The sequence below is a fragment of the Methylobacterium oxalidis genome, assembly GCF_007992195.1.
Lineage (GTDB): Bacteria > Pseudomonadota > Alphaproteobacteria > Rhizobiales > Beijerinckiaceae > Methylobacterium > Methylobacterium oxalidis.
This window is the reverse complement of the sequence record NZ_BJZU01000003.1, coordinates 31,260-57,296: the sequence shown is the minus strand read 5'-3', so window position 1 is coordinate 57,296 and position 26,037 is coordinate 31,260. Positions and strand designations below refer to the sequence as shown.

General features: G+C 72.4%; 26 protein-coding genes. 17 read left to right on the top strand and 9 right to left on the bottom strand.

Going from position 1 to position 26,037, the window contains the following annotated elements; all coding sequences use genetic code 11:
• Positions 1-24 precede the first annotated feature (24 nt).
• Entirely contained in the window at positions 25-1,482 is a 1,458-nt protein-coding gene (locus MOX02_RS00875; protein ID WP_147023811.1) for a Do family serine endopeptidase, read from the top strand.
• 4 nt (positions 1,483-1,486) lie between these two features.
• Here MOX02_RS00875 and htpX read toward each other — a convergent pair whose 3' ends face one another.
• Entirely contained in the window at positions 1,487-2,392 is a 906-nt protein-coding gene (gene htpX, locus MOX02_RS00870) for a zinc metalloprotease HtpX (protein WP_147023810.1), read from the bottom strand.
• A 147-nt stretch (positions 2,393-2,539) separates the two neighbouring features.
• Here htpX and MOX02_RS00865 point away from each other — a divergent pair, with 147 nt between their 5' ends.
• The 9 genes from MOX02_RS00865 (at position 2,540) to MOX02_RS00825 (ending at position 12,558) form a co-directional block, all read left to right on the top strand.
• A complete protein-coding gene (locus MOX02_RS00865) occupies positions 2,540-3,871 on the top strand; it encodes a replication-associated recombination protein A (RefSeq protein ID WP_147023809.1) in 1,332 nt (443 codons plus the stop codon).
• Complete coding sequence (locus MOX02_RS00860; RefSeq protein ID WP_238179208.1) at positions 3,868-4,200, top strand: GlpM family protein; 333 nt, start codon at positions 3,868-3,870, stop codon at positions 4,198-4,200. The genes MOX02_RS00865 and MOX02_RS00860 overlap by 4 nt, the downstream gene beginning before the upstream one ends.
• A 427-nt stretch (positions 4,201-4,627) precedes the next feature.
• Complete coding sequence (locus tag MOX02_RS00855; protein WP_170267591.1) at positions 4,628-5,647, top strand: PAS domain-containing protein; 1,020 nt, start codon at positions 4,628-4,630, stop codon at positions 5,645-5,647.
• A 188-nt stretch (positions 5,648-5,835) separates the two neighbouring features.
• On the top strand, positions 5,836-7,080 hold the full coding sequence (locus tag MOX02_RS00850) for an Hsp70 family protein (protein WP_147023807.1): 1,245 nt from the start codon (positions 5,836-5,838) through the stop codon (positions 7,078-7,080).
• A 137-nt stretch (positions 7,081-7,217) separates the two neighbouring features.
• A complete protein-coding gene (locus MOX02_RS00845) occupies positions 7,218-8,705 on the top strand; it encodes an RluA family pseudouridine synthase (protein WP_147023806.1) in 1,488 nt (495 codons plus the stop codon).
• A gap of 184 nt (positions 8,706-8,889) precedes the next feature.
• Positions 8,890-9,282 (top strand): hypothetical protein, encoded by a 393-nt coding sequence (locus MOX02_RS00840; protein ID WP_238179209.1) that lies wholly within the window; start codon positions 8,890-8,892, stop codon positions 9,280-9,282.
• A gap of 64 nt (positions 9,283-9,346) precedes the next feature.
• The gene (locus MOX02_RS00835; RefSeq protein ID WP_147023805.1) at positions 9,347-10,048 is read left to right on the top strand and encodes an HAD-IA family hydrolase; all 702 of its coding nucleotides are present in this window, start codon (positions 9,347-9,349) and stop codon (positions 10,046-10,048) included.
• Between the two features lie 47 nt (positions 10,049-10,095).
• Positions 10,096-10,914: an ATP12 family chaperone protein gene (locus MOX02_RS00830; RefSeq protein ID WP_147023804.1), complete on the top strand. Its 819-nt coding sequence runs from the start codon at positions 10,096-10,098 to the stop codon at positions 10,912-10,914.
• A 111-nt stretch (positions 10,915-11,025) separates the two neighbouring features.
• Positions 11,026-12,558, top strand: coding sequence for an acyl-CoA carboxylase subunit beta (locus tag MOX02_RS00825; RefSeq protein ID WP_147023803.1), 1,533 nt, complete (start codon positions 11,026-11,028; stop codon positions 12,556-12,558).
• 50 nt (positions 12,559-12,608) lie between these two features.
• Here MOX02_RS00825 and MOX02_RS00820 read toward each other — a convergent pair whose 3' ends face one another.
• The 6 genes from MOX02_RS00820 to MOX02_RS00795 all read right to left on the bottom strand — a co-directional run bounded on the left by MOX02_RS00820 (position 12,609) and on the right by MOX02_RS00795 (position 16,888).
• Entirely contained in the window at positions 12,609-12,878 is a 270-nt protein-coding gene (locus MOX02_RS00820; protein ID WP_147023802.1) for a hypothetical protein, read from the bottom strand.
• 116 nt (positions 12,879-12,994) lie between these two features.
• On the bottom strand, positions 12,995-13,486 hold the full coding sequence (locus MOX02_RS31990) for a UCP034077 family protein (RefSeq protein ID WP_238179210.1): 492 nt from the start codon (positions 13,484-13,486) through the stop codon (positions 12,995-12,997).
• A complete protein-coding gene (locus MOX02_RS00810) occupies positions 13,453-13,899 on the bottom strand; it encodes an ABC transporter ATPase (protein ID WP_147023801.1) in 447 nt (148 codons plus the stop codon). Before MOX02_RS00810 ends, MOX02_RS31990 begins: the two co-directional genes overlap by 34 nt.
• Before the next feature lie 63 nt (positions 13,900-13,962).
• Positions 13,963-14,895 (bottom strand): metallophosphoesterase, encoded by a 933-nt coding sequence (locus MOX02_RS00805; RefSeq protein WP_147023800.1) that lies wholly within the window; start codon positions 14,893-14,895, stop codon positions 13,963-13,965.
• Positions 14,896-15,029: 134 nt separating this feature from the next.
• A complete protein-coding gene (locus MOX02_RS00800; protein ID WP_147023799.1) occupies positions 15,030-15,242 on the bottom strand; it encodes a hypothetical protein in 213 nt (70 codons plus the stop codon).
• 248 nt (positions 15,243-15,490) lie between these two features.
• On the bottom strand, positions 15,491-16,888 hold the full coding sequence (locus MOX02_RS00795) for an aminotransferase (RefSeq protein ID WP_147023798.1): 1,398 nt from the start codon (positions 16,886-16,888) through the stop codon (positions 15,491-15,493).
• A gap of 116 nt (positions 16,889-17,004) precedes the next feature.
• Between MOX02_RS00795 and MOX02_RS00790 the strand changes: the two genes are divergently transcribed.
• From MOX02_RS00790 to greA, 5 genes are all read left to right on the top strand, one after another.
• Positions 17,005-17,541, top strand: a complete 537-nt coding sequence (locus tag MOX02_RS00790; RefSeq protein ID WP_147023797.1) for a hypothetical protein — start codon at positions 17,005-17,007, stop codon at positions 17,539-17,541.
• Between the two features lie 231 nt (positions 17,542-17,772).
• Positions 17,773-18,927: a cell wall hydrolase gene (locus MOX02_RS00785; RefSeq protein WP_147023972.1), complete on the top strand. Its 1,155-nt coding sequence runs from the start codon at positions 17,773-17,775 to the stop codon at positions 18,925-18,927.
• Positions 18,928-19,141: 214 nt separating this feature from the next.
• Positions 19,142-19,735, top strand: coding sequence for a hypothetical protein (locus MOX02_RS00780; RefSeq protein ID WP_147023796.1), 594 nt, complete (start codon positions 19,142-19,144; stop codon positions 19,733-19,735).
• 64 nt (positions 19,736-19,799) lie between these two features.
• On the top strand, positions 19,800-20,786 hold the full coding sequence (gene acuI, locus MOX02_RS00775; RefSeq protein ID WP_147023795.1) for an acrylyl-CoA reductase (NADPH): 987 nt from the start codon (positions 19,800-19,802) through the stop codon (positions 20,784-20,786).
• A 66-nt stretch (positions 20,787-20,852) separates the two neighbouring features.
• Positions 20,853-21,314, top strand: a complete 462-nt coding sequence (gene greA, locus MOX02_RS00770; RefSeq protein WP_147023794.1) for a transcription elongation factor GreA — start codon at positions 20,853-20,855, stop codon at positions 21,312-21,314.
• Here greA and MOX02_RS00765 read toward each other — a convergent pair.
• Entirely contained in the window at positions 21,307-22,185 is an 879-nt protein-coding gene (locus MOX02_RS00765; protein WP_174804863.1) for a LysR family transcriptional regulator, read from the bottom strand. The genes greA and MOX02_RS00765 overlap by 8 nt on opposite strands.
• Before the next feature lie 156 nt (positions 22,186-22,341).
• On the opposite strand from MOX02_RS00765, the gene wrbA reads away from it, so the two are divergent.
• On the top strand, positions 22,342-22,941 hold the full coding sequence (gene wrbA / locus MOX02_RS00760) for an NAD(P)H:quinone oxidoreductase (RefSeq protein WP_147023793.1): 600 nt from the start codon (positions 22,342-22,344) through the stop codon (positions 22,939-22,941).
• Positions 22,942-23,084: 143 nt separating this feature from the next.
• On the opposite strand, the gene MOX02_RS00755 is transcribed toward wrbA, so the two are convergent.
• Positions 23,085-24,107, bottom strand: a complete 1,023-nt coding sequence (locus tag MOX02_RS00755) for an L-threonylcarbamoyladenylate synthase (RefSeq protein ID WP_147023792.1) — start codon at positions 24,105-24,107, stop codon at positions 23,085-23,087.
• Between the two features lie 144 nt (positions 24,108-24,251).
• Between MOX02_RS00755 and MOX02_RS00750 the strand changes: the two genes are divergently transcribed.
• Positions 24,252-26,021 (top strand): acyl-CoA dehydrogenase family protein, encoded by a 1,770-nt coding sequence (locus tag MOX02_RS00750; protein WP_147023791.1) that lies wholly within the window; start codon positions 24,252-24,254, stop codon positions 26,019-26,021.
• The last annotated feature ends 16 nt before the right edge of the window (positions 26,022-26,037 follow it).

The following is a 26,037-nucleotide window of genomic DNA, read 5'->3' as shown; positions in this document are numbered from 1 at the left end:
GCCCCTGCCATCCGGGAGCCCTGCATGATCCGTTCGCCCGTTCCGCTCGCCCTCGCCGGCGCGGTCGCGCTCGTCCTCTCCGCCGCGCCGGCCTCCGCGCAGATGATGAAGACGCCGGAGGGCGCGCCCACGAAGGCGGCCCCGCTCACCCGGAGCGAGGTGCAGCTCTCCTTCGCACCGGTGGTGAAGCGGGCGGCGCCCTCGGTGGTGAACGTCTACGCCTCGCACGTCGACAAGCGGCCGCAGGCGCGGGCGAGCGCGATGGACGAGTTCATGCGCCGCTTCTTCGGCGAGCCGGGGCGTGGCCGCGGGCCGGGCATGCCGGGCGAGCGGGCGCAGCGCTCTCTTGGCTCCGGCGTGATCGTCGACGATTCGGGCCTCGTCATCACCAACAACCACGTCATCGACAACATGAACGAGGTGCGCATCGCGCTCGCCGACCGGCGCGAGTTCGAGGCGACGATCGTGCTGCGCGATCCGCGCACCGACCTCGCGGTCGTCAAGATCAAGAACCCCGGCAACGCCCTCGTCTCGATGCCGTTCGGCGATTCGGAGACCCTGGAGGTGGGCGACTTCGTGATGGCGATCGGCAACCCGTTCGGCGTCGGCCAGACGGTGACGCAGGGAATCGTCTCGGCGCTCGCCCGCACGCAGGTCGGCTCCTCGGACTACCAGTTCTTCATCCAGACGGATGCGGCGATCAACCCGGGCAATTCGGGCGGCGCGCTGGTCGACCTGCAGGGGCGCCTCGTCGGGATCAACACCGCGATCTACTCGCAGTCCGGCGGCAGCCACGGCATCGGCTTCGCGATCCCTGCCGGCATGGTCAAGGCGGTGGTGGAGACCGCCAAGGGCGGCGCCAGCACCGTGCGCCGGCCCTGGCTCGGAGCCCGCGTCCAGAGCGTGACGACCGACATCGCCGAGAGCATGGGGCTCGACCGGCCGACCGGCGTGCTCGTGGCGAGCCTGCAGCCGAAGAGCCCGGCCGAGGAAGCGGGCCTGAAGCGCGGCGACCTGATCCTCTCGGTGGACGGCCAGAACGTCGACGATCCGGAGGCGTTCGGCTACCGGTTCGCGCTGAAGGGCACGTCCGGCGAGACCAAGTTCGGCGTGCTGCGCGGCACCGGCCGGACGGTGGTCACCGTCAAGCTCGGGCAGGCGCCCGAGACGCGCCCGCGCGACGCCCTGAAGGTGCGCACCCGCTCGCCGTTCCTGGGCGCCACCCTCGTCAACACCTCGCCGGCCGTCGCCGAGGAGCTGCAGGTCGACCTGCCGGGGGAGGGCGTGGCGGTGCAGTCCGTGGACGACGGATCCTTCGCGAGCCGCGCCGGCCTGCAGAAGGGCGACCTGATCGTCGCCATCAACGGGGTGCCGATCGCGAGCACCAAGGATCTCGACCGCGTCACCCGCAACACGCTGAACATGTGGGAGGTCTCGATCAACCGTGGCGGCGAGGTGCTGACCTCGGTGTTCGGCGGCTGAGGCCTCAACCCCAGGGGCCGCGCCCGGTCCGGGAGGCGTCGCGGAAGCCGCCGGACCGGGCTGCCAGGCCGCCGATCTCGCCGGCGAGCTGCTGGAGCGCCGCGACCCGGTTGGCGGTGGCCGGGTGCGTCGAGAACAGGTTGTCGATGCCCCGGCCCGACAGCGGGTTGACGATGAAGAGCGGGGCGGTGGCGGGGTGGCTCTCCGCGGACGGGCTCGGCACCTGCGCGACGCCCGCCTCGATCCGCCTGAGCGCCGAGGCCAGCCAGAGCGGGTTGCCGCAGATCAGCCCGCCCTCCCGGTCGGCGGCGTATTCCCGCGAGCGGCTGATCGCGAACTGCACGATCATCGCGGCGATCGGCGCGAGCAGCGTGGTGCCGATCATAACGAGGGGGTTGGGGCGCGAATCACCCCGGCCGCCGAACAGGAAGCCGAACTGTGCCAGCGTCGCGATGGCGCCGGCGAGCGTCGCCGAGACCGTCATGGTGAGGGTGTCGCGGTTCTTGATGTGGGCAAGCTCGTGCGCCATCACCCCGGCGACCTCCTCGCGGCTCAGGGCGGCCAGAAGGCCGGTGGTCGCGGCCACGGCGGCGTTCTGCGGGTTGCGCCCGGTGGCGAAGGCGTTCGGCTGCGGGCTGTCGATCAGGTAGACGCGGGGCATCGGCAGCCCGGCGCGGCCCGCGAGATCCCGCACCATCGCGTGAAGGTCCGGCGCCGCCCGGGCATCGACCTCGCGGGCGTCGTGCGCCGCGAGCGCCAGCGCGTCCGAGCGCCAGTAGGCGTAGAGGTTCGTGAGCGCCGCGACCCCGAGCGCGACGGCCATGCCGCGGCCGCCGCCGAGCACGAGCCCGACCGCGCCGAACAGGGCCGTCAGGCCGGCGAGCAGCATCGCGGTCTTGAGGACGTTCATGGGTCGGGAGCCTCCGCGGCGGACGCCCCTGAGGTGGGATCGCGCAGGGCCGGCGGAAAGGCCCCGCTTCGGGCCCGGCCGCGAACGCAGGTGGACCGCGCCGCCCGCGGGCTTGCGGAGGAGGGCGGCCGGGGTGTTGATGGCGCGATGTCAGACCTCTTCGCCTCGGCCGGGATCGAGACGGACGCGCAGCGCTCCGATGCCCCGCGCCCCCTCGCCGACCGCCTGCGACCGCAGACCCTCGCCGAGGTGGTGGGGCAGGAGCACCTGACCGGACCCGACGGGGCGCTGACGCGGCTGCTGCGCTCGAACAGCCTCGGCTCGCTGGTCTTCTGGGGGCCGCCCGGAACCGGCAAGACCACCGTGGCGCGCCTCCTCGCCCGCGAGACGAGCCTGCATTTCGAGCAGATCTCGGCGATCTTCTCCGGCCTGCCCGACCTGCGGAAGGTGTTCGAGGCCGCACGCAAGCGGCGGGCGACGGGGCAGGGGACGCTGCTCTTCGTCGACGAGATCCACCGCTTCAACCGCGCCCAGCTCGACGCCTTCCTGCCCGTGATGGAGGACGGCACGGTGACGCTCGTCGGCGCCACCACCGAGAACCCGTCCTTCGAGCTCAACGCCGCGCTCCTGTCCCGGGCGCGCGTGCTCCTGTTCCGAGCCCTCGACGAGGCGGCCGTCGCCAAGCTGCTGGTGCGGGCCGAGGCCCTGACCGACCGGGCGCTGCCCCTCGACGAGGAGGCCCGCGGCGTGCTGGTGCGGATGGCGGACGGGGACGGGCGGGCCGCCCTCACGCTCGCCGAGGAGGTCTGGCGCTCGGCCGGGCCCGGCGAGACGATCGACGCCGAGACCCTGCAGGCGATCATCCAGCGCCGCGCGCCGATCTACGACAAGGCGCAGGAGGGCCACTACAATCTCATCAGCGCGCTCCACAAGACGGTGCGCGGCTCGGACCCGGACGCGGCCCTCTACTATCTCTGCCGCATGCTGGACGGGGGCGAGGACCGCCTCTTCATCGCACGCCGCCTCGTGCGGATGGCGGTGGAGGATATCGGGCTCGCCGACCCGCACGCGCTCGCGGTCGCCAACGCCGCCAAGGACGCCTTCGACTTCCTGGGCAGCCCGGAGGGCGAACTGGCGCTGGCGCAGGCCACGATCTATCTCGCCTGTGCGCCGAAATCGAACGCCGTCTACACGGCCTACAAGGCGGCGACGCGGGTGGCCAAGGAGGCGGGCTCGCTCGCGCCGCCGCGCACCATCCTCAACGCGCCGACGAACCTCATGCGCCGGCTCGGCTACGGCGAGGGCTACCGATACGACCACGACGAGCCCGACGCCTTCTCGGGCCAGGATTACTGGCCGGAGCGCCTCGGCCGCCAGCACTTCTACGCGCCGACGGACCGAGGCATGGAGAGCCGCTACGCCGACCGCCTCGCCCACTGGGAGGGCTTGCGCGGTCAGCGCCGGGACGAGGAAGCGTGATCGACGTCCTCTGGAAGGGGCTCGTCGGGGGCCTCGTGACGATGGCGATCGTGCTCGCGTCGCGGCGCGGCAACGTGCTCCCGGGCATCCTGCCGCTGGCGCCGACCTTCGCGATCATCGCGCTGCTCGCGGTCGGCGCGAAGGGCGATGCGGCGGGCTTCCGCGCGGTTTGCCTCGCGGGTGCCAAGACGATCCCTGCCTACCTCGTGTTCCTGGCCGCCGCGTGGTGGCTCGGCGACCGCCTCGATTACCGCCTCGCCATCCTCGGCGCGCTGGCGGCCTGGCTCGTCGCCGCAGGCCTCATCTTCTGGCTGCCGCGCTGGCTCTGATTCGGCTGGAACGCTTGGCGGACGAGCGGCCCGCGCTCCGTCACGGTCAGGCCCGACGCCTCGGGCCCGCGCTCGACCCCACGTCCGCGAGCGCCAGAGAAGAACGAATTTATATCATTATCATCGCGATCGCAGCATCCATCAGGAATTTGAACGAAAGCGAACGATATAATTTTGCTCAAACGATCGATCAAAAGCTCTCGGGCAGAAATAAAAAATTAATATCCTATTGTCGGCATCACTGCACTGTGATTTTCTCGCCTGCCGACAGCGGTGTTCGATGGCCCGGGCTCTGGGCAAGCGTGCTCCCGCGCGTAATCTGAGTGATTACTTTGGCTATGGTCTGCCAATCCCCTATCAGCCTCCGCAGAGCCGCGCGGTACGCAGTTCACGCCTCGAAGCGCTCGATGCGGCAGGGGACCGGGCGGTGAACGCTGCACGCCTTGCCTTCTCGTCGTCCGAGATGCTTCGGATGCTGGAGGGTCTCGGGCTCACCGGAACCTGGAGCTGGTGCTTCGGTTCCGGCAACCAGACCTGGTCGCTCGGCCTGCATCGGATCCTCGGCCTCGAACCGGGCAGCGTACGCCCGAGCTACGCCCTGTTTCTCAGCCTCGTCCACCCGGAGGATCGGGCCGAGATCGAGACCGTCGCTGACGTCTCGAGGGAGGGGTTGTTGCGCGACCACAGGGTCCGAGCGATCCGCCCGGACGGATCGATCCGCCTCCTGTCGACCCGGGGCGAGATCTACATCTCACCGACGGGGCGGCCCCTCGGCGCCGCCGGCACGGTGCTCGACGTGACCGAGGAGGACCGCTTGGCGCGGGCGCAGGCCGCCGAGCGCCGGCGTCGCTGGGCCGTCTTCGAGCAGACCCGCTGCTTCCAGTTCTCCCGGGCGGTCGAGGGCGTGTTTCAATACCCGGCGGAACTGCTCGCCCTCACCGGGTTCACGCAGGAAGAACTCGTGGACGACGGCTACATGCGCGTCGTACCGGAGGAGCGCGAGCATTGGCGCAGCGTCGGCTTCGAGAACTGGACAGCCGGAACCGCCTACTCGATGACGCCACTCGTGCCCTTCGCCGATGGCCGGCGCGAGCGGCTCATGGCCGTGATGGTCCCGGTTCGGAACGCGCAGGGCAAGATCGTGGAGTGGAGCAACTTCACGAGGCCCGCCTCCGGAACCGGCGCGCCGATCTGGGACGGGGCGCTCCTCGGCCTGGAACAGGCCGTGCGGGGGCACCACCTCCGGGCGGCCCGCGCCCTCCTGTGCTGGACGATGCAGGACCTGGCGCTCGCGAGCGGTCTCTCCTATACGACGACCCGGCGCCTGGAGGAGGATGCCGAGGCACCGTCCGCCGCCTCGCGCCACCGCGTGATCGCGGCGCTTCGGGCGTCCGGCATCCACTTCACGCTGACGAATTGCAATCAGATCGCCGTCTTCCGGCGCTAGAACCCACGACGCCCGAGGTTTGCGGGTGCGATGCGAGGGTGCGCGGCTTCGGGTCGTCGGCGGATCGCAGCGCGCTCGAACATCGCGGCAGGGACGCGGCGCACGGAAGGCGTAGACGCGCGGGCGCCAAACCGCTAGGCCGGCCGGCCCGCGATTGATCCCCGATCCCAGCCGGAGTTGCTTCCCCGATGGCGGCCTGCGGCCTCGATTTCGGCACGTCGAACACCACCCTCGGATGCTGGCGCGGCGGCCCGCGCCTCGTCCGGCTGGAGGGCGAGCACGTCACGATCCCGAGCGCGATCTTCTTCGCGCCCGGTCGCGAGCCCGAGATCGGCCGCGCCGCGATGGCGGCCTACGTCGAGGGCGTACCGGGCCGGCTGATGCGCAGCCTCAAATCCGTGCTCGGCTCCACGCTCATCGAGGAGACCACCCCGGTCGGGAGACAGCGGCTGCGCTTCCGCGACGTCATCGCCCGCTACCTCGCGGGCGTGAAGGCGCGAGCCGAGGCGGAGACCGGCTCTGCCCTCGATAGCGTGGTTCACGGGCGCCCGGTCCACTTCGTCGACGACGACCCGGAGGGCGACCGCAAGGCCGAGGACGCGCTGCGCCAGATCGCCGAGTCGATCGGCTTCCGGCACGTCTCGTTCCAGTACGAGCCGATCGCCGCGGCGCTCGACTACGAGCAGGGGATCGCGCGCGAGGAGCTCGCTCTCATCGCCGATATCGGCGGCGGCACCTCGGACTTCTCGATCGTCCGCCTCTCGCCGGAGCGCCACGCGCGGGCGGAGCGGGCCGCCGACATCCTCGCCAACGACGGCGTGCGCATCGGCGGCACCGACTTCGACCGGGTGCTCAGCCTCGGCACCGTGATGCCGCTCCTCGGCCTCGGCAGCCCGATGCGGCGGGGTGACCTCGCCGTGCCGAACGCCTATTTCCATGACCTCGCCACGTGGTCGAGCATCAACCGGCTCTACAACCCGAAGACCCTGCGGGAAATCGAGGAGACGCGGCGCGACGCGGGCCGGCCCGAGCTCCTCGGGCGGCTGCAGGCCGTGGTCGAGGGCGAGCGCGGCCACAGCCTCGCGACGGCGGTGGAGACCGCCAAGATCGCGGCCTCCGAGACCGGCACGGCGCGGCTCGAGCTCGGCTTCGTCGAGGGCGGGCTCGCCGCCGAGATCGACCGGGACGGGCTCGTCCGCCACACGGGCGACCTCGCGCGGCGCATCGCGGAGCGGGTCGGGCGCTGCCTCCGGCAGGCCGGCGTCGGGGCGGAGGCGATCGACGCGCTCTTCCTCACCGGCGGCTCGACCGGGTTGCCGCACGTGCGGGCCGCGCTCACCGCCTGCCTGCCCCGTGCCCGCGTCGTCGCGGGCGACACCTTCGGCTCGGTCGGCACCGGCCTGACGCTGGAGGCGGCGCGGCGCGCGGCGTGAGGTTCCGGTTTGTCGCGGTGGCGGACGGGTGCTAGATCAGCCCGCCCCGCGCCGGCGACGCCCCGCGGGGAGAATCTGCGCCCCGGCAATGAGATAGGGTTCAGGCCGAGACCGGCCTCGTCCCGAGCGGCAGGACCATGACAGGAAAGCCCCCCCATCGCGGCGGCCCGAAGGGCGGAGGGCCCGGCCGCGCCCGCGGCCCCGGCGGCCCGGGCAAGCCGCGCGCCGGCGCCCCGAAACGGCCGGAGCGCGCGCGGACCGGTCCGCGGGCGAGCGCCCTCGACGCCGCACAGCGCGCCGCGCGCCTGCGCGGCGAGGACGTCTCCGAGCGCTCGCCCTGGGATTCGTCCGAGGGCGCGGCCGAGCGGCCGGCCCGCGCGCGACCCGAGCGTGGCGGCGCCGCTTCCGCCGCCAGCCCGCGCGGCGAGCGCCAGACAACGTCGCGCGGCCCGCGCTCGACGACATCGCGCGGCGAGCGCCCGCAGGCGCCGCGGCAGGCGCCACGGGAGGAGCGCGCCGAGGAGGTCCGCGCCGCGCGCGGTCCGCGGCGCCAGCCCTCGCGCGAGGCGCCCCCGCCGGGCGCCCCGACCCGCCGCCAGCAGCGGGAGGCGGCGACCGCGACGCTCGCGAGCGGCGTCCAGACCCTGACCGTCGAGGCGGACGAGGCGGGCATGCGCATCGACCGCTTCCTCACCGCGCGCTTTCCCCAGCTTCCCTTCGCGCGCGTCCAGAGCATCGTCCGCAAGGGCGAGCTGCGGGTGGACGGCAAGCGCGCGAAGCCCGGAGACCGGCTGGAGCCCGGCATGAGCGTGCGCGTCCCGCCGCTCAAGCTCGACCAGCCGGGCGAGCGCCCGCGCAGCGCCGTCCGCGACCGCGACGACGCCGCCTTCCTGCGCTCGCTCGTCCTCTACGAGGACGCCGACATGATGGTGCTCAACAAGCCGTTCGGCCTCGCGGTGCAGGGCGGCTCGGGCACCGTGCGCCACGTCGACGGCCTGCTCGACGCGCTGACCGAGCCGGGCGGGCAGAAGCCGCGGCTCGTCCACCGCCTCGACAAGGACACGGCGGGCTGCCTCATCGTCGCCAAGACGCGTCTCGCGGCGGCGACGCTCGCCAAGAGCTTCCGCTCGCGCGCGGCGCGCAAGGTCTACTGGGCGCTCACGGCCGGCGTGCCGCGGATGCGCCAGGGCCGCGTCTCCACCTACCTCGCCAAGGAGGAGCCCACCGACGCGGATGCCCGCATGCGCATCGCCAAGCACGGCGAGGAGGGGGCGAGCCACGCGCTCACCTACTACGCGGTGATCGACCAGGCGGCGCAGAAGGTGTCCTGGATCTCGTTCAAGCCCGTGACGGGCCGGACGCACCAGCTTCGCGCGCACGCCGCCCATATCGGGCACCCGATCGTCGGCGATCCGAAATACTTCGCGGTCGAGAACTGGGCCCTGCCGGGCGGCATCCAGAACCGCCTGCACCTCCTCGCGCGCAGAATCGTGATCCCGCATCCGCGCACCGGCAGGCCGGTCGACGTGACGGCGCCGCTCCCGACCCACATGGCGCAGAGTTGGAACCTGCTGGGCTTCGACGCCACCCGCTACGACCCGATCGTCGAGGCGCCAGAGGATTGAGCCGGCCGTCCGGCCCCCTCCAGCGCCCGCAGGCCGGCCGACCGCCTGCCGCGGCGCGACGACGAGGCCCGCCGCGGTGCCCGTACGCCGCCTTGGCATTCCAGGCGGGCACCTTATTCTCTCGCTCGGCTGCGGGCCGCATCAGCGACTCGCGGACCCGCGACATCCGCCGCTCGGAGAGGCCGTGAGAATCATCGTCTGGAAGCGCGCGGCGCTGGCGCACGTCGCCGGTCTCGGCCTCGTCGGTCTGGCCTGTGCCGTCTGGCCCGCGGCGGCGGCGCAGCCGACCGTGCAACCGCCGGCAGCGGCGCCGGCGCGCAACGCGAACCCGGCGCCCGCGGCGCAGCCGGCAGCCGCGCCGCAGGGCAATGCCGCCCCGCGGGTGGGCGAGCGGCGGCGGCGCAATTCCTACGCGGCCTGCAATCGAGTCTCGAACCAGCGCGGCCTGCGCGGAGGCCCTCGGCGCCGCTTCCTGATCCGCTGCCGCCTTGGCTACGAGCGCACGCGCCCGGCCCAGGGCGCGCCTGCCCAGAACCCGCAGCCCCCGGGCGCGCAGCCGCCGGCCCGGCGGCCATGAGCGCGGCGGTCGCGCGAGACTCTGCCACCGGGACGCTGGCCGCATCGCGGCCGCGCGGCCGGCCGTGAAGCTCGTCGTCTTCGACGTCGACGGCACGCTCGTCGACAGCCAGCACCTCATCGTCGCCGCGCAGGGCGTTGCCTTCGCCGAGCACGGCCTGACGCCGCCGAGCCGCTCCGTGGCGCTGTCGGTGGTGGGCCTCTCGCTGCCGCAGGCGTTCCGCCGCCTCGTCGGCGAGGACGGGCCGATCGCGACCCTGGCCGAGAGCTACAAGCGAGCCTTCAACGCGCTGCGGCACGATCCCGAGCACGAGGAGCCGCTGTTTCCCGGCATAGCGGATCTCCTCGTGCGGCTGCGCGACCGCGACGACATCCGGCTCGGCCTCGCCACGGGCAAGTCGCGCCGCGGCGTCGAGCACCTGATCGCCGCTCAGGGCTGGCAGGGCTGGTTCGCCACCACGCAGACCGCCGACGACGCCCCCTCGAAGCCCGATCCGACCATGCTGCGCCAGGCGATGGCCGAGGCCGACGTGCCGCCCGAGCGCACGGTGATGATCGGCGACACCAGCTTCGACATGGCGATGGCCGTGGCGGCGAGGGCGGCCGCCATCGGCGTCGCCTGGGGCTACCACCCGGCCGGTGCGCTCTATGGTTCTGGGGCGGTGACCGTCGTCGAATCCGCCGCGGCGCTCGGCGATCTTTTCTCGGGTCCGCTGGCGGAGCCCGAGGAGGGGACCATCGCGGAGGAGATCGCCCGCGGCGGCTAGGACCGCCGGCCTCGCGCAGGTCCGGCGGATGCACTATCTCGACGCTCATGAGCGATCCGAAGAGCGGCCCCGCGGCGGGCGACGACATCACCCGCGACTGGCTCGGCGAGCCCACCGACGCCGCGGCACCGGACCCGATGCGGGCAGCGCGCGGGCCGGCGAAGCCCCTGCCGAAGCGGTTCTACCGCGAGGCCGGAATCGGCGAAGGGGAGAGCGGCTTTCGCCTGACCCTCGACGGGCGCCCGGCCAACACCCCGGCCCGCAACCCGCTCGCCGTGCCCGGCCGCGACCTCGCCGAGAGGATCGCCGGCGAGTGGCAGGCGCAGGACGAGATCATCGACCCGGCCCGGATGCCGGTGACGCGCCTCGTCAACACCGCGATCGACGGGGTGGCGCCGCGCCGCGCAGCGGTGATCGACGATCTCGCCGCCTATGCCGGGACGGACCTCCTCGCCTACCGCGCGGACTCGCCCGAGCGCCTCGTGGCCGCGCAGACCGCGGCCTGGGACCCGATCCTCGACTGGGCGCGGGAGGCGCTCGGCGTCCGCCTCATCCTGAGCGAGGGCGTCATGCACGTCACCCAGCCCGAAGCCTCCGTCCAGGCGCTGCGGCGGGCCATCGAGGCGGCCGACGGGCCGTTCCGCCTCGCGGCGCTCCACACCATGACGACGCTGACCGGCTCGCTCCTGATCGCGCTCGCCGTGCTCCGCGGCCACCTGACGCCCGACGAAGCCTGGGCGGCCGCGCACGTGGACGAGACCTACCAGGCGAGCGTCTGGGGCCGCGACGCCGAGGCCGAGGCGCGGCTCGCGCTCCGACGCGCCGAGTTCGATGCGGCGGCGCAGGTCGCCGCGCTCGCCCGATAGGGGCGTTTTCGCCGACGAAACTCTCGTGCTAAGGGGCCTGACCCGGAGAACCGCCAAGCCTGTGCGGCTCAACGGAATTCTGTATTCGATTCAGCCCGAGGCCGTGACTTCATGAAGGACATTCTCGAGAAGCTTGAGGAGCGGCGCGCGCAGGCTCGCCTCGGCGGCGGCGAGAACCGCGTCGTCGCGCAGCACAAGCGCGGCAAGCTGACGGCGCGCGAGCGCATCGAGCTCCTCCTCGACCACGGGTCGTTCGAGGAGTTCGACATGTTCGTGCAGCACCGCTCGAGCGATTTCGGGATGGAGAAGCAGAAGATCCCGGGCGACGGCGTGGTGACGGGCTGGGGCACCATCAACGGCCGCACGGTCTTCCTGTTCTCGAAGGACTTCACGGTCTTCGGCGGCTCGCTCTCGGAGGCGCACGCCCAGAAGATCGTCAAGGTGCAGGACATGGCGCTCAAGATGCGCGCCCCGATCATCGGCATCTTCGACGCCGGCGGCGCCCGCATCCAGGAGGGCGTCGCGGCGCTCGGCGGCTACGGCGAGGTCTTCCGCCGCAACGTGATGGCCTCGGGCGTGATCCCGCAAATCTCGGTCATCATGGGCCCCTGCGCGGGCGGCGACGTCTACTCGCCGGCCATGACCGACTTCATCTTCATGGTCCGCGACACGAGCTACATGTTCGTGACCGGACCCGACGTGGTGAAGACCGTGACCAACGAGGTCGTCACCGCGGAGGAGCTCGGCGGCGCCAAGGTCCACACCACCAAGTCCTCGATCGCGGACGGCTCGTTCGAGAACGACGTCGAGGCGATCCTGCAGATCCGGCGCCTGCTCGACTTCCTGCCCGCCAACAACATCGATGGCGTGCCCGAGATCGAGAGCTTCGACGACGTCGACCGCCTCGACAAGTCCCTCGACACCCTGATCCCGGACAACCCGAACAAGCCCTACGACATGGGCGAGCTGATCCGGCGCGTCACCGATGAGGGCGACTTCTTCGAGATCCAGGCGGCCTACGCCCGCAACATCATCACGGGCTTCGGCCGCATCGAGGGCCGCACGGTCGGGTTCGTGGCCAACCAGCCGCTGGTCCTCGCGGGCGTGCTCGACTCCGACGCCTCGCGGAAGGCGGCGCGCTTCGTGCGCTACTGCGACGCCTTCTCGATCCCGATCGTCACCTTCGTGGACGTGCCGGGCTTCCTGCCCGGCACCGCGCAGGAATACGGCGGCCTGATCAAGCACGGCGCCAAGCTCCTCTTCGCCTACAGCCAGGCGACCGTGCCGCTCGTCACGATCATCACCCGCAAGGCGTTCGGCGGCGCCTACGACGTCATGGCCTCCAAGCACGTCGGCGCCGACATCAACTACGCTTGGCCCACCGCGCAGATCGCCGTGATGGGCGCCAAGGGCGCGGTGGAGATCATCTTCCGGAGCGAGCTCGGCGACCCGGAGAAGATCGCGGCGCGCACCGGCGAGTACGAGGACCGCTTCCTCTCGCCCTTCGTGGCGGCCGAGCGCGGCTACATCGACGAGGTGATCATGCCGCACTCGACCCGCAAGCGCATCGCGCGGGCGCTGGGCATGCTCCGCACCAAGAAGATGGAGCAGCCCTGGAAGAAGCACGACAACATCCCGCTCTGACGCGGGGCGGATCCGGGCGGGCCGCGGCGGCGCGGCCCGCCCGGGCGCGATCAGTTGATCATGTCGGCGTCGGCGGTCGCGGCCGGCGCGCCGCTCATCCGATCGATGGCGACGACCGCCATCATGTGCCCGTTCTTCAGCTTGAGCACGTTGAAGGACTTGCCGGTGCCGCGCTGGGTCGCCGTGGCGACCTGCATCTCGGTCGCGCGGAACGGCGACAGGTCGAAGTCGTGACCCCAGGCCATGAAGGTCGTCTGCGCGAACGCGCCGCCGATCCCGGCCATGATCAGCGTCGAGGTGAGGGCGAGCGTCTTCAGCATTCCGGTTCTCCTGTCATGTCGATTGATGGTGACGGAAGGTTGGATGCATCCGAGCCCGTTTTCGCGGCGGTTCATCTCCGGTTACGGCGGCGGCGCCTTCCGGCGTGCGGCGAGGCTCACCGCGGCGCGAAGATCGTGATGTTCGAGTTGATCTGGTAGGCGGCCGTCGGCTCCGTGTTGACGAAGCGCAGGCGGATCGGGCTCTCGCCGAGCGCCGCGCCGAAGCTCGCGGTCACTGGGACCGGGAAGCAGCGGTCGAGGGCCTCGAAAGCGGCCTTCTCGTAGGCCTCCTTCGCGTGCTTCTCGCCGACGAGGCGCCGCGCCGTGACGAGCGGGGCGCCGCGGATCGCGCCGCGCTTGTCGAGCCCGAACCGGAAGGCGATGACCGAGCCCTCGGTGGCGTCCGGCACCTGCCAGCACCGCGCCAGCGCGGTCCGCAGCATCGACCAGTTGTTGACGGGCTCGCGCTCCTCCCGCTTCTCCGCGGGCTTCTCGGTGCGGTCCGGCTCCGCCGGCGGCTGGGCCCGCGCCGGCCCGGCGGGACCCGTCAGCAGAATGAGGAAGAGGGCAGCTTTCAGCTGCGGTCGGCGGATTCGATCACGGCGCATAGGGTGAGGGGACCCTTCTCCGCTTGGCTCACCGAACAGGTAACGCGCACGCCGCCGGCGTCGACGTTGCTGTGGCGCAGGCGGCTCGCCGCGTCGCGCGCGCGGTGGGCGGCCGCCTCGATCACCCCGGCCGCGACGCCCGTCACCGCCTGGCCCGCGCGCCCGAACAGGGCGTAGTAGGAGTCCGGCGGCGTCTCGCCCCGGAACTGCGCGCCGACCGAGGACGGGTGCGAGCCGCCGCAGGCGAGGGTCAGCGTCGTGTCGGCTCCCAGCGTGAATGTCGCGTAGTCGAGGCTGCGGTTGCCGACCTCGGCCCGCGTCTCCGCGGTGACGCGGCCGATCAGGTCGCCGCAATCGTCGGCCAGCGCCGGCCCGCAGGCGGTGACGAGGAGGAGGGCGAGGAGCGCGCGCATGGCGCCAGCCTAGCGCATTTTCCGCGCCGGTGCGGGAGAACGGGCGTGAGGCGTGTCGCCGCCTCAGGCGGAGCCCGGCTGGCGGCCCGCGACCGCAGGAGCGGTGCCGAGTTCCAGAAGCACGATCTCCGGCGGCACCCCGAGCCGGACCGGCACGCGGCTGACGCCAAAGCCGCCGGACACGATCATGTGGCGCCCGCCGAGCGTCACGTGGCCGTAGGCGAAGTCGTTGCCGTGCACCGAGGGGATCACCGGCGAGTACCCGAACAGGCGGATCTGGCCGCCGTGGGTGTGTCCCGCGAGCGTGAGCGAGACGCGGTCCGGCACGTCCACGAAGATGTCGGGCTCGTGCACCATCAGCAGCACGGGCGCCTCGTCGGTGACCTTGGCCAGCGTTCCCGGCAGGTCGTCGCGCCCCCGCGCGTCGCCCCAGAGCACGTAGGGCTCCTGGTCCCCGAGGCCGGCGAGCCAGAACGGGTGCCCGTCCTTGGTGAGGCGCAGGGCCTCGTTCTCCATCACCGGGATGCCGACCGCCTCGAGCTCGCGCCACGCCTCGCAGGTGTCGGTGCGCCGGCGCTGCGCCTCGTGGTCGTCCCACCAGTCGTGGTTGCCGAGGATGGCGTGGACGCCGAGCGGCGCCCGCAGGCCCGAGACCACCCGGGCGAAATCCGAGAGCGGCACCTTCCGGCGCGCGACGCGGCCGGCCGGATAGTCGCCGAGCATCAGGATCAGATCGGGGGCGAGGGTGTTCGTCGTGTCGACGATCTCGGCGATGCGGTCGAGCGGCATGTAGGGCTCGCCGACGTGGAAATCGGCCAGCACCGCGACGCGCAGCGAGAGGCCCGGCGTCCAGCGCGGCAGCACGGGCGCGTAGCGGGTGACGACGAGGCGGTAGAGGGGCTCGATCCCGAAGGCGTAGACGCCGGTCGATCCGACGAGCGCCGTGGCGCCCCCGAGCCCGGCCAGGAACTGCCGGCGACTCGGCAGGATCAGCATGCGGATGTCCTCGCTCGACAACCGGGCTCGATCGTCCCGGCCGCGGCCGCGAAGCCTGTGCCAGCCGATTTCGACGCTTTGACGGCGGGGAGAGCGCACCACGCCCGGTGCGGCGCGCTCCCTCCGCGGAAGGATCAGGCGAGGGGGGCGTCCTCGTGCAGCAGCGCCAGGATGCCGCGGCGCTGGGTGCGCTGCGCAGCCTTCTCGGCGGCGGGGGCCTTGACGCGGACGGCAGCGGCGAGGGCGGGCAGAGCGAGGGGGCGGAAGCTCTCGGCGTCCCGGCCCGCGTCCGTCTGGCGGCGTCCGGTCTCGGTCGCTGCGGTCGGGGTCTCGCTGGAGGGGTACATGGTTCTGGGTCCTGTCTGAGCACGCGTGGATGAGCGGTTGCGTCACCGTTCTGGGCAGTGATCGCGACGATGCCTGGGCACCTTTGCGGCCTCCGCGGGACATTCCGCGGGCTGCCACCGCCTCATACAGGGGCAGTCAAACTGAATGGCGCATTAAGGAATGACCAATCTTCGCGCGAGACGGCGCGGAGAACAACTGAGTGTCATGTGAATACAAAACACAATCTGCGCGTGCCCGGCGGCGCGGCTCACGGGCCCGGAGGCGGCATCGCGGTCAGCCCCTCCGCGGCGATCCAGGCCTGCGTCCGGTCGAGGGCGCGGGTGAGGCGGTCGAAGAGGGCGTCGATCTCGTCGCGGGTGATCACGAGGGGCGGGCAGACGGCGATGCGGTCGCCCGCGAGGAAGCGCACGATCAGCCCCTCGCCCTGCGCGAAGGCGACGCAGCGGGCGGCCACCCCGGCCTTGGGGTCGTACTGGCACCTGTCGGACTTGTCGGCCACGATCTCGATCCCGCCGATCAGGCCGAGGCCGCGCGCCTCGCCGACGAGCGGGTGCTCGGCGAGCGCCGAGAGCCGCGCCTGGAAGTGGGGCGCCTTCTCGCGGACTCCCTCGATGATGCGGTCGCGCCGGTAGATCTCGATCGTCTTGAGCGCAACGGCGCAGGCGACCGGATGGCCCGAATAGGTGGTGCCGTGCCCGAAGGTGCCGATCTTGGCGCTCTCGGCGAGCATCGCCCGGTAGAGCGGCTCGTCGATGCTGACGCCGCCGAGCGGCAGGTAGCCGGAGGTCACCGCCTTGGCGAAGGAGAGGGTGTTCGGCCGGATCCCCAGGCTCTCCGAGCCGAACCACGTGCCGAGACGGCCGAAGCCGCAGATCACCTCGTCGGCGATCAGGCGCACGTCGTGCCGCTCCAGCACCGGCTGGATCGCCTCGAAGTAGCCCGCCGGCGGCACGATGGCGCCGCCCGCGCCCATCACCGGCTCGGCCACGAAGGCGGCGACCGTTTCCGGCCCCTCCCGCTCGATCAGCGCCTCAAGCCCCGCGGCGAGGCGGGCGGAGAAGTCCGTCTCGCTCTCGCCGGGCTCGGCCCCCCGGTAATGGTGCGGGCAGGGGGCGTGGATGAAGCCCGGCAGCGGCAGGTCCCAGTCCGCGTGGTTGGCGGGCAGGCCCGTCATCGAGGCGGTGGCGACGGTGACGCCGTGGTACCCCTTCAGGTGGGAGATGATCTTCTTCTTGGCCGGGCGCCCGAGCGCGTTGTTCATGTACCAGACGAGCTTGACCTGGGTGTCGTTCGCCTCCGAGCCCGATGAGGTGAAGAACACCTTCGAGGTCGGTACCGGCATCAGTTCCTTCAGCGTCTCGGCGAGCTCGATCGCCGGGTCGTGGCTGCGGCCGGAGAACAGGTGCGAGAAGGGCAGGCGGGAGAGCTGCTCGCTCGCGGCCTCGATCAGCTCCTCGTTCGAGTAGCCGAGCGCCGTGCACCAGAGGCCGGCCATGCCCTCGATGTAGGGGCGCCCGTCCGTGTCGTAGACGTAGACGCCGTGGCCGCGCTCCAGCACGAGCGGGCCGGTCTCGCGGAAGCTCGCGAGGTTCGTGTAGGGGTGGACGAGGGTTTCGACGTCGCGGGCCGCGAGGTTCGAGCGCATGGAGCCTTTCCGGACACGGTCGGGGAGTTCTGCCACACTACCGGCCCGTTGCCACGGCACAAACCCGAGATCGGCGCGGCGCCCGGACGCTGCCGCCGCACCACGGACCCCGCGAGATGCTCGACCCCGCCACCATCGTCGCCGCGCCGGCCCCGGGCCGCGCGTGCGGAACCTGCACCCTGTGCTGCAAGGTGTACGACGTTCCGGCGGTCGAGAGCGCGGCGGGCCAGTGGTGCCGCCACACCCGGCAGGGCAGGGGCTGCGCCATCCACGCGACCCGGCCGGACCATTGCCGCGCCTTCCACTGCCTCTGGATGACGGAGGGCTGGCTCGGCCCCGAGTGGAAGCCCGAGCGCGCCAAGATGGTGCTGAGCCTCGATCCGGTCTCGCGCCACATGAACGTGCAGGTCGACCCGGGCCAGCCGAACGCGTGGCGGCGCGAGCCTTATTATGGACAGCTCAAGCGCTGGGCCGTCGCTTCGCTCCCCCGCCAGCGCCACGTCCTCGTCCACCTCAACAAGTCCACCACCGTGGTGCTGCCGGACCGCGACGTCGCCCTCGGCGAGTTCGGGCCGCAGGACCGGCTGGTGATCCGCGAGCGGCCGGGGCCGGGCGGCCTCGCCTTCGAGGTCGAGAAGGTCCGCGCCGCCTGACCCGGGGGTTGCACGCCTCCGCACGACGAGCCGGAGGTTGTGCCGAATCGCACCTCTTAACCCTCGGGCAACCATACCGGGTGATAGTCGGGATCCGGCCATCCTGCGCCCGAAAAGCGCCGCGACGATCGCCGGGCGTGGCTTTCCGGTACGGGTCGGTTCGGCGTGGGTACGAGACGATTTCGACGCAGATCGAGCCTGCACTGGCTCGGAACGGCGGTGACGCCCTGGCTGGCCGGCCTCGGCCTCCTGGTGTCCTTCACGGCGACGGCGGGCACCGAGAGCACGATCGGCTCCAGCCTGCTGCCGGAGCGCGACGCCCGCCTCGCGCCGGCGCTGCCGGGCGGCACGCTCCTCGTGGGCGGCACCGGGCTCCACGACGGCACCGGCAACCTCCTGGCGATCGCCCGCGCCGATGCTCCGCTCTCGGCGACCCGCGTCGGCGACGAGCCGCTGCGGGCCGAGATGAAGGCGCAGGCCCGGGTCTTCCCGGTGGTGCAGCGCGGGTCCAAGGGCGACGCCGCCCTCTCGCCAGGCGCGAGCTTCGAGCGCAGCGCCGCGGCCCTGCGCGACAGCGGGACCTCCCTGGTCTTCGCCAATTTGACGAGCTCGGTCGCGGGCGTCCTCAGCGTGGGCTCCGCCACCTGGAACCCCGACCTCGAGCCGGATCTCGGCTTCGTGCCGGTGCCCGACCTCGGCCTGACGACGGGGGCGGGCAGCGCCGCCTCGACCGGCGCGGGCAGCGCCGACGCGACGCCGGCCGAGCGCCACGACGGCTCGACCCCGGCGATCCCACGCGCCGTCGCGCTCTCCTCCACGACGCCGGCCCCGGCCGACGCGACGCCGATCGAGGTGGCGGCGGCGAGCCTCGCGCTGCCCGGCTTCAGCTTCCGGGCGGACCGCCCCGATCCCGGCAAGCCGGCGGCGGAGCCGGATTCCGCCCGCCACCGCTACGCCGACCTGATCGTGCCCGAGGCGATGGACAAGGAGCAGCGCTGCCTCGCCGAGGCCGTCTACTTCGAGGCCCGCAGCGAACCGGAGGAGGGCCAGGCCGCCGTGGCGCAGGTGGTGCTCAACCGCGTCAAGAGCGGGCTCTACCCGGGCAACGTCTGCGGCGTCGTCTACCAGAACCGGCACCGCTACATGGGCTGCCAGTTCTCCTTCGCCTGCGAGGGCAAGTCCCTGCGCATCACCGACGCCGGCTCCTGGCAGACCGCCACCCGCATCGCCAGCGCGGTGATCGAGGGCCGGACCTACCTGAGCGAGGTCGGCAACGCGACCCACTACCACGCCGACTACGTGCGGCCCGGCTGGTCGCGCCGGCTGCGCAAGATGGACGTCATCGGGCGGCACATCTTCTACCAGCTCAAGCGCGGGCAGACCTGACCAGGATTCGGCCAGTTAAGCATAACGAGCGCGGAATCGATCAGGCCGATCTACTTAGGTAGATTGACCGCTGCGTAGTCCTAAGCGAGGGTTAATTTTACCCTACCCCGCGATAGATCTTGCTTGTCCTGCAACTTGACGGCCTCCTGCACGTCGAGAGGTGCGCACGCCAGCGTACCGTCCCGCCGTACAGCGTACATTCGAGGAAGCCGTCATGACCGCGCCGGTCACCCGTCTCACGTTCCTGATCACAGCGCTCGCGGGCGCCTTCCTCGCCGCGCCCGCCCAGGCCGGGGGCTGCTACGGCACCGAGTGCTACCGCCGCGTGTCCACCCCGCCGGTCTTCGACACCGTCTCCGAGCAGGTGCTGGTGCGCCCGCCCCGCACGATCTACCGCACCGTCCCGCCGGTCTTCGACACCGTCTCCGAGCGCGTCCTCGTGGCGCCGGGCGGCCGGGTCTGGCAGACGCGCCGCGGCCCCTACGGCGAGCTGATCGGGTGCTGGGTGACGACGCCGCCGCAATACGCCGTCCGCCAGCGCCGCGTGATGGTGCAGCCGCCCCAGACCATCCCCGAGACGATCCCGCCGGAATACGCGAGCGTCTCCCGCCGCGTCCTCGTCGAGCCGGCCCGCAGCGGGTGGGTCCCGGTCGGGGGCGGATACGGGCCGGGCCCCGGCTACGGCCCGGGTATCGGCGGCCCGCTGGTCGGCTCGATCCCCGACGCGTTCGGCATCACGGGGGCGAGCTCGGCCGACATCGGCGTCGGCCTCGGCTTCTCCCGCGGCAGCATCTACGACGGCTACTGAGCCGCGCTCTTGAATCGCGACCGTGCCGCCACAGGTCTCGGGCACCGGTGGAGGCGCGGGCACGATGTCGACGTTCAAGGCTTGGGTGGTCGATAAGGGCGAGGGCGGGCAGAGCCTGTCCTTCCGGGATTTCGACGAGGCCGACCTGATGGACGGCGACGTCACGGTCCGCGTCACGCACTCGACCCTCAATTACAAGGACGGTCTGGCCATGACCGGCAAGTCGCCGGTCGTGCGCCGCTTCCCGATGATCCCGGGCATCGACTTCGCCGGGGTGGTGGAGTCATCCGGCCATCCCGAGTACGAGCCGGGCGACGCGGTGGTCCTCACGGGCTGGGGCGTCGGCGAGACGCATCTCGGCGCCTACGCCGAGCGCGCCCGCGTAAAGGGCGACTGGCTGGTGCCGCTGCCCGGGGGCTTGAGCCCGGCTCAGGCCATGGCGATCGGCACCGCCGGCTACACGGCCATGCTCTGCCTCATGGCCCTCGACCATCACGGCGCCCGCCCCGACCAGGGACCGGCGATCGTCACCGGCGCCTCGGGCGGCGTCGGCTCGGTGGCGGTGGCGCTTCTCGCCCGAGCCGGCTGGCACGTCATCGCCTCGACCGGGCGCGACGGCGAAGCCGATTACCTGCGCGGCCTCGGCGCCGCCGAGATTCTCGACCGGGCGGAACTCTCGGGGCCGCCCAAGCCCCTGGCGAAGGAGCGCTGGGCGGCCGGGATCGACGCGGTCGGCTCGACGACGCTCGCCAACGTGCTGGCGATGACGCGGGCCGACGGGGCGGTGGCCGCCTGCGGCCTCGCCCAGGGCATGGACCTGCCGACCTCGGTGGCGCCCTTCATCCTGCGCGGCGTTTCGCTGCTGGGCATCAACAGCGTGACGACGCCGCAGCCGAAGCGCCGCGAGGCCTGGGCCCGGCTGGCGCGCGAGCTCGATCTCGGCAAGCTCGCGGCCATGACCACGACGGTCCGCCTGCCCGACGTGGCGGGCCTCGCCGAGGAGATCCTGGCCGGCCGGACGCGCGGACGCACGGTGGTCGAGGTTGGCTGAGAGCACTCTTCCGGCCGGCGGCGGCCGGGACGGAACCTGAACTGTTCCCGGTGCATTGCTTTTTTCATGAGCATCGCATTCGTTCGTGAGCGTGAGGGCGGCGAAGCCTTCGAGGACCTGCCGGACCGGCCGATCTCGCCGCACCCCAATTTCGTGACGCCCGCCGGGCTCGCGCAGATCGAGGCCGAGGTGAAGCGCCTGCAGGCCGAGGCCGCCAAGCTCACCCCGGAGGACAAGGCCGACAACGCGCGCGTCTCGCGCGACCTGCGCTACTGGACCGCGCGCATGAACTCGGCCCAGCTCGTCGAGAAGGTCGCCGGCGACACGGTGCATTTCGGCTCGACCGTCTCGATCGAGCGCGAGGACGGCACCCGCCAGACCTTCCACATCGTGGGCGAGGACGAGGCCGACCCGAACAAGGGCTCGCTCTCCTACGTGGCGCCGCTCGCCCGCGCGCTCACCGGCAAGAGCGTCGGCGACGTGGTCGAGGTGAACGGCCACGAGGCGGAGATCCTCGAGATCAGGTAGCCGGCGCGCCCGCGAACAGGCCGCGCAGGGCCGCGATCTCCTCGGCCATGTGGTCCATGAAGGCCCGCACCCGCGGCGCGTGGCGCAGGTCCGGGTGCGTCAGCAGCCACAGGGCACTGGCGAGGTCCGGCTCCACGCCCGAGAGCCGCACGAGCCCGGGCCGACCGTCCCCCTGCATGCAGGGGAGAGGGCCGATCCCGATGCCGGCCTCCACCGCGTCGGCGAGGCCGAGCACCGTGTTGAGCTGGAGGCGGACCCGGCCGGTGCCGGCGCGGGCCCGCACGAACCGGGCGTGCCGGCCCCCGCCGACGCCCTCGCTCGGCGAGACCCAGTCGCGGTCCTCCAGCGTGCTCGGGCCGCACGCGGGTCCGTAGATCGCCCAGGCGACGTCCGCGAGGCGCCGCCCGACGAGGGTCGGCGGCGGCCCGTCGCTCGCCCGCAGCGCGACGTCGGCGTCGCGGCGCGACAGGTTCAGCGCCTCCTCCGAGACCACGAGGTCGAGCCGGATCTGCGGGTAGCGCGCGCAGAAGCGTCCGAGCATCGGCATCATCACGCCGGAGACGAAGCTCGCGGCCGCCGTGACGCGCAATTCGCCTGCCGGGGCCACCCCCTTGCCCGCCATCGCCCGCGAGAAGGTGACGACGTCCTCCTCCATGCGGGCGGCGGCGCGCGCCATCGCCTCGCCGGCCGCGGTCGGCACGTAGCCGGCGCGGCGGCGCTCGAACAGGCGCGCGTCGAGGCTCGCCTCGATCGCCGCGAGGCGCCGGAACGCGGTGGAGTGGTTGATGGCGAGCGCCTCCGCGGCATGCGTGAGGCCGCCGCGATCCGCGATGGCCTTCACGAGCCGGAAGTCGTCCCAGTGCAGCGCCATCCGTCGCGGCCTCGCTCGAGCTTGCAGATCCGCAAAGATGATCTTGCAGGCGAGGGCATTTCGGCAAGGGTGCGAGGCACGATATCGGTGCCGTAGCGGCACGGCTGCGGGAATCTCCCCGCGGCGGCGCCCCACTCTGGCTGAAGGAGATCGACGATGGCGAAGGTTCTGGTGCTGTACTACTCGTCCTGGGGCCACGTGGAGCAGCTCGCCCACGCGGTGGCCGAGGGCGCCCGCGAGGCCGGGGCCGAGGTGACCGTGAAGCGGGTGCCGGAACTCGTGCCCGAGTCGGTCGCCCAGCAGTACCATTACAAGCTCGATCAGGCGGCCCCGATCGCGAGCCCGGACGAACTCGGCGACTACGACGCGATCATCCTCGGCACGCCGACGCGCTACGGCAACATGGCGGCGCAGATGAAGCAGTTCATCGACCAGACCGGCAGCCTCTGGGCGCAGGGCAAGCTCGTCGGCAAGGTGGGCTCGGCCTTCACCTCGACGGCCTCGCAGCACGGCGGCCAAGAGACGACGCTGACGAGCATCCATACGGTGCTGCTGCACCACGGCATGGTGATCGTCGGCCTGCCTTACGCCTTCGCGGGCCTCAACGGGGTCGAGGCGGTGAAGGGCGGCACGCCCTACGGCGCCACCACGATCGCCGACGGCGACGGAAGCCGGCAGCCGAGCCAGGTCGAGCTCGACGGGGCTCGCTTCCAGGGCCGCCACGTGGCGACGATCGCGGGCAAGCTCGCGGCCTGAGCGCCGCCGTGGCAGCGCGCAAGAAAAAAGGCTCGGATTGCTCCGAGCCTTGAAAGGAAAAAGGCCATTGGGGGCTGAACTGGCCTTCGTGACCCATCAACGGGGTAGGCGCGGCGTTGGTTCCGCGCCTCACAGAAAAATTTCTACCGAGGTGCCGCGGCCCGATTCAACCGGTCGTTGATGGCCTCGCCGAGGCCCGTCATCGGGATCGGCGCGACGGCGATCACAGCCGCGCCGGAGGCGTCGAGGTCGCGGAGCGCGGCGAACAGGCGGGAGGCCGCCTCGGCGGCGTCACCGCGCGGGCTCAGGTTGATCGCGGCGCGCGCCGCGGCGATGCCCGGCACCGGCTCGGGCCCGAACAGGAGCGCGGCTTCGCCGGGCTCGATGCGCCGCGCGTCGAGGCGCACACGGGCCCGCGGCGCGTAGTGGGAGGCGAGCAGGCCGGGCCCGACCGGGCGCGCCGCGGCGTCAGCCTCCGCGTCCGCCACCTCGCATCCCAGAACCTCGCGGATCGCCTCGCGCGGCACGCCGCCCGGCCGCAGCAGGCGCGGCGCGCCGCCGAGGCAGGCGACCACAGTGGATTCGAGCCCGACCGGCGTCGCGCCCCCGTCGAGGATTGCCGCCACGCGCCCGTCGAGGTCGCCGAGCACGTGCCCGGCGCTCGTCGGGCTGACCCGGCCCGATCGGTTGGCCGACGGCGCCGCCACGGGTCGCCCGACCCGGGCGAGGAGATCCTGCGCCAGCGCGCTCGCCGGCACCCGCAGGGCGAGGCTCGGCAGGCCGGCCCGGGCGAGGTCGCAGACGGTGGTGCGTTCGTGCGCCGGCACCACCAGGGTCAGGGGGCCCGGCCAGAACGCCTCGGCGAGGCGCAGGGCGGCGCCATCGAAGTCACCCTGCGCGCAGGCCGAGGACGCATCGGGCAGGTGGGCGATCAGCGGATTGAGGCGCGGCCGCTCCTTGGCGGCGAAGATCTGGGCGACCGCAGCGGGATCGGTGGCGTCGGCGCCGAGACCGTAGACCGTCTCGGTAGGGAAGGCGACGAGCCGGCCCGCCGAGAGGAGCCGCGCTGCCTCGGCGAGGCCCGCCTCCTCGGCCGCGAGGCGACGGGTCGCGGGCTGGGACGCCACGGCAGGGGTCCCGGCAGGCATTGACCCGAGATCGTTCATATATAAACTATCTCCGACCGTGACGGGGCGCGCCGTTCGGGCGTATGTCGGCGGGCGACGCGTGCGGGCCTATCGTCGTCGGGCCGCCCGCGTCAAACGTCGACGCGGACAGCGCCGCACGAGACGGCGCGGGAGGGGAGTGACATGAGCTATCGCGCACCCGTGGCCGAACTGGCCTTCACGCTGCGCCACGTGGCCGGGCTGGAGGCCGTGCTCGCCGCCAGGCAGAGCGATCTCACGCCCGAGGACGCGCGGGCGGTGCTGGAGGAGGCCGGCCGCCTCGCCGGCTCCGTGCTCGCGCCCCTGAACCGGGTCGGTGACCGCCATGGCACGCCGCTTAACGACGGCGCCGTCACGACCCCGCCCGGCTGGCGCGAGGCCTACCGCACCTTCGCGGAGGGCGGCTGGAACGGGCTCAGCGCGCCCGAGAGCCACGGCGGCCAGGGCCTGCCGCTCCTCCTCAACGCTGCCTGCACCGAGATCTGGAACGGCGCCAACCTCGCCTTCAGCCTGTGCCCGCTCCTCACGGCCGGCGGCATCGAGGCGCTGGAGAAGCACGGCTCGGAAGAGCTCAAGGCCGCCTATCTCGACAAGCTTGTCTCGGGCGAGTGGACGGCGACCATGAACCTCACCGAGCCGCAGGCGGGCTCGGACCTCGCCCTGCTGCGCACCCGCGCCGAGCCGAACGGCGACGGCAGCTACCGGATCACCGGCGCCAAGATCTACATCACCTACGGGGAGCACGACCTCACGGACAACATCGTCCACCTCGTGCTCGCCCGCCTGAAGGACGCGCCCGCCGGCACGCGCGGCATCTCGCTGTTCCTGGTGCCGAAGGTCCTGCCGGACGGCAGCCACAACGATCTGCGCTGCTCGGGAATCGAGCACAAGCTCGGCATCCACGCCTCGCCCACCTGCTCGATGGCCTTCGGCGACCGGGGCGGCGCCACCGGCTGGCTGATCGGCGAGGAGAACCGCGGCCTCGCCTGCATGTTCACGATGATGAACAATGCCCGCCTCAACGTCGGCCTGCAGGGGGTGGCGGTGGCCGAGGCCGCCACCCAGAGGGCGCTCGCCTACGCGCAGGATCGGCGCCAGGGCAAGGCGCCGGGCGCCGAGGCGGGCGGCGGCGCGAGCCCGATCATCGAGCATTCCGACGTGCAGCGGATGCTGCTCACCATGAAGGCCACCACGGCGGCGGCCCGCGGCATCTGCTACCTCACCGCCGCGGCCCTCGACGCCGCCCGCGGGCCGGAGGGGCAGGCCGCCCTCGACCGCGCCTCCCTGCTGACGCCGGTCGCCAAGGCGTTCTCCACCGACATCGCCAACGAGGCGACCTCGCTCGGCGTGCAGGTGCACGGCGGCATGGGCTTCGTGGAGGAGGCCGGCGCCGCCCAGTACATGCGGGACGCGCGCATCCTCGCGATCTACGAGGGCACCAACGGCATCCAGGCGCTCGACCTCGTGGGCCGCAAGCTGCCGCTCAACGGCGGCGCCACGGTGCGGGCCCAGATCGCGGCGATGCGCGAGGTCGCCGAGAGCGTGCTGAAGGACGGCCATCCGGGCTTCGGCCACACCGCGGCGCGCCTGCGCGCGGCGATCGAGAGCCTCGACCGGGCGACGAGCTTCGCGCTGAGGGCGCTCGGCTCGAACCGGCCGGAAGAGGCGCTGGCCGGCGCGACGCCGTACCTGCGCCTGTTCGGCCTCGCGCAGGGCGGCGCCTGCCTCGCCAAGGCGGCGCTCGCGGCGAGCGCCGCGCTGCGGGCCGGCGAGACCGACCCGGCCCATGCGGGCCGCATCGCGCTCGCCCGCTTCTTCGCCGAGAACCTCGCCACCGCCGCCGGCGGCCTGGAGCAGACGGTGCTCGACGGCGGCGGCTTCGTGCAGGACGCCAAGCTCGCGCTGGCGGGCTGACCGCAACCCCCGGATG

Excerpts from the sequence above, each read along its gene's own strand:
- MOX02_RS00875 (WP_147023811.1), top strand. The coding sequence starts at position 25 with ATGATCCGTTCGCCCGTTCCGCTCGCCCTCGCCGGCGCGGTCGCGCTC.
- htpX (WP_147023810.1), bottom strand. The coding sequence starts at position 2,392 with ATGAACGTCCTCAAGACCGCGATGCTGCTCGCCGGCCTGACGGCCCTG.
- MOX02_RS00865 (WP_147023809.1), top strand. The coding sequence starts at position 2,540 with ATGTCAGACCTCTTCGCCTCGGCCGGGATCGAGACGGACGCGCAGCGC.
- MOX02_RS00850 (WP_147023807.1), top strand. The coding sequence starts at position 5,836 with ATGGCGGCCTGCGGCCTCGATTTCGGCACGTCGAACACCACCCTCGGA.
- MOX02_RS00845 (WP_147023806.1), top strand. The coding sequence starts at position 7,218 with ATGACAGGAAAGCCCCCCCATCGCGGCGGCCCGAAGGGCGGAGGGCCC.
- MOX02_RS00830 (WP_147023804.1), top strand. The coding sequence starts at position 10,096 with ATGAGCGATCCGAAGAGCGGCCCCGCGGCGGGCGACGACATCACCCGC.
- MOX02_RS00825 (WP_147023803.1), top strand. The coding sequence starts at position 11,026 with ATGAAGGACATTCTCGAGAAGCTTGAGGAGCGGCGCGCGCAGGCTCGC.
- MOX02_RS00820 (WP_147023802.1), bottom strand. The coding sequence starts at position 12,878 with ATGCTGAAGACGCTCGCCCTCACCTCGACGCTGATCATGGCCGGGATC.
- MOX02_RS31990 (WP_238179210.1), bottom strand. The coding sequence starts at position 13,486 with ATGCGCCGTGATCGAATCCGCCGACCGCAGCTGAAAGCTGCCCTCTTC.
- MOX02_RS00810 (WP_147023801.1), bottom strand. The coding sequence starts at position 13,899 with ATGCGCGCGCTCCTCGCCCTCCTCCTCGTCACCGCCTGCGGGCCGGCG.
- MOX02_RS00805 (WP_147023800.1), bottom strand. The coding sequence starts at position 14,895 with ATGCTGATCCTGCCGAGTCGCCGGCAGTTCCTGGCCGGGCTCGGGGGC.
- MOX02_RS00800 (WP_147023799.1), bottom strand. The coding sequence starts at position 15,242 with ATGTACCCCTCCAGCGAGACCCCGACCGCAGCGACCGAGACCGGACGC.
- MOX02_RS00795 (WP_147023798.1), bottom strand. The coding sequence starts at position 16,888 with ATGCGCTCGAACCTCGCGGCCCGCGACGTCGAAACCCTCGTCCACCCC.
- MOX02_RS00790 (WP_147023797.1), top strand. The coding sequence starts at position 17,005 with ATGCTCGACCCCGCCACCATCGTCGCCGCGCCGGCCCCGGGCCGCGCG.
- MOX02_RS00780 (WP_147023796.1), top strand. The coding sequence starts at position 19,142 with ATGACCGCGCCGGTCACCCGTCTCACGTTCCTGATCACAGCGCTCGCG.
- acuI (WP_147023795.1), top strand. The coding sequence starts at position 19,800 with ATGTCGACGTTCAAGGCTTGGGTGGTCGATAAGGGCGAGGGCGGGCAG.
- greA (WP_147023794.1), top strand. The coding sequence starts at position 20,853 with ATGAGCATCGCATTCGTTCGTGAGCGTGAGGGCGGCGAAGCCTTCGAG.
- MOX02_RS00765 (WP_174804863.1), bottom strand. The coding sequence starts at position 22,185 with ATGGCGCTGCACTGGGACGACTTCCGGCTCGTGAAGGCCATCGCGGAT.
- wrbA (WP_147023793.1), top strand. The coding sequence starts at position 22,342 with ATGGCGAAGGTTCTGGTGCTGTACTACTCGTCCTGGGGCCACGTGGAG.
- MOX02_RS00755 (WP_147023792.1), bottom strand. The coding sequence starts at position 24,107 with ATGAACGATCTCGGGTCAATGCCTGCCGGGACCCCTGCCGTGGCGTCC.
- MOX02_RS00750 (WP_147023791.1), top strand. The coding sequence starts at position 24,252 with ATGAGCTATCGCGCACCCGTGGCCGAACTGGCCTTCACGCTGCGCCAC.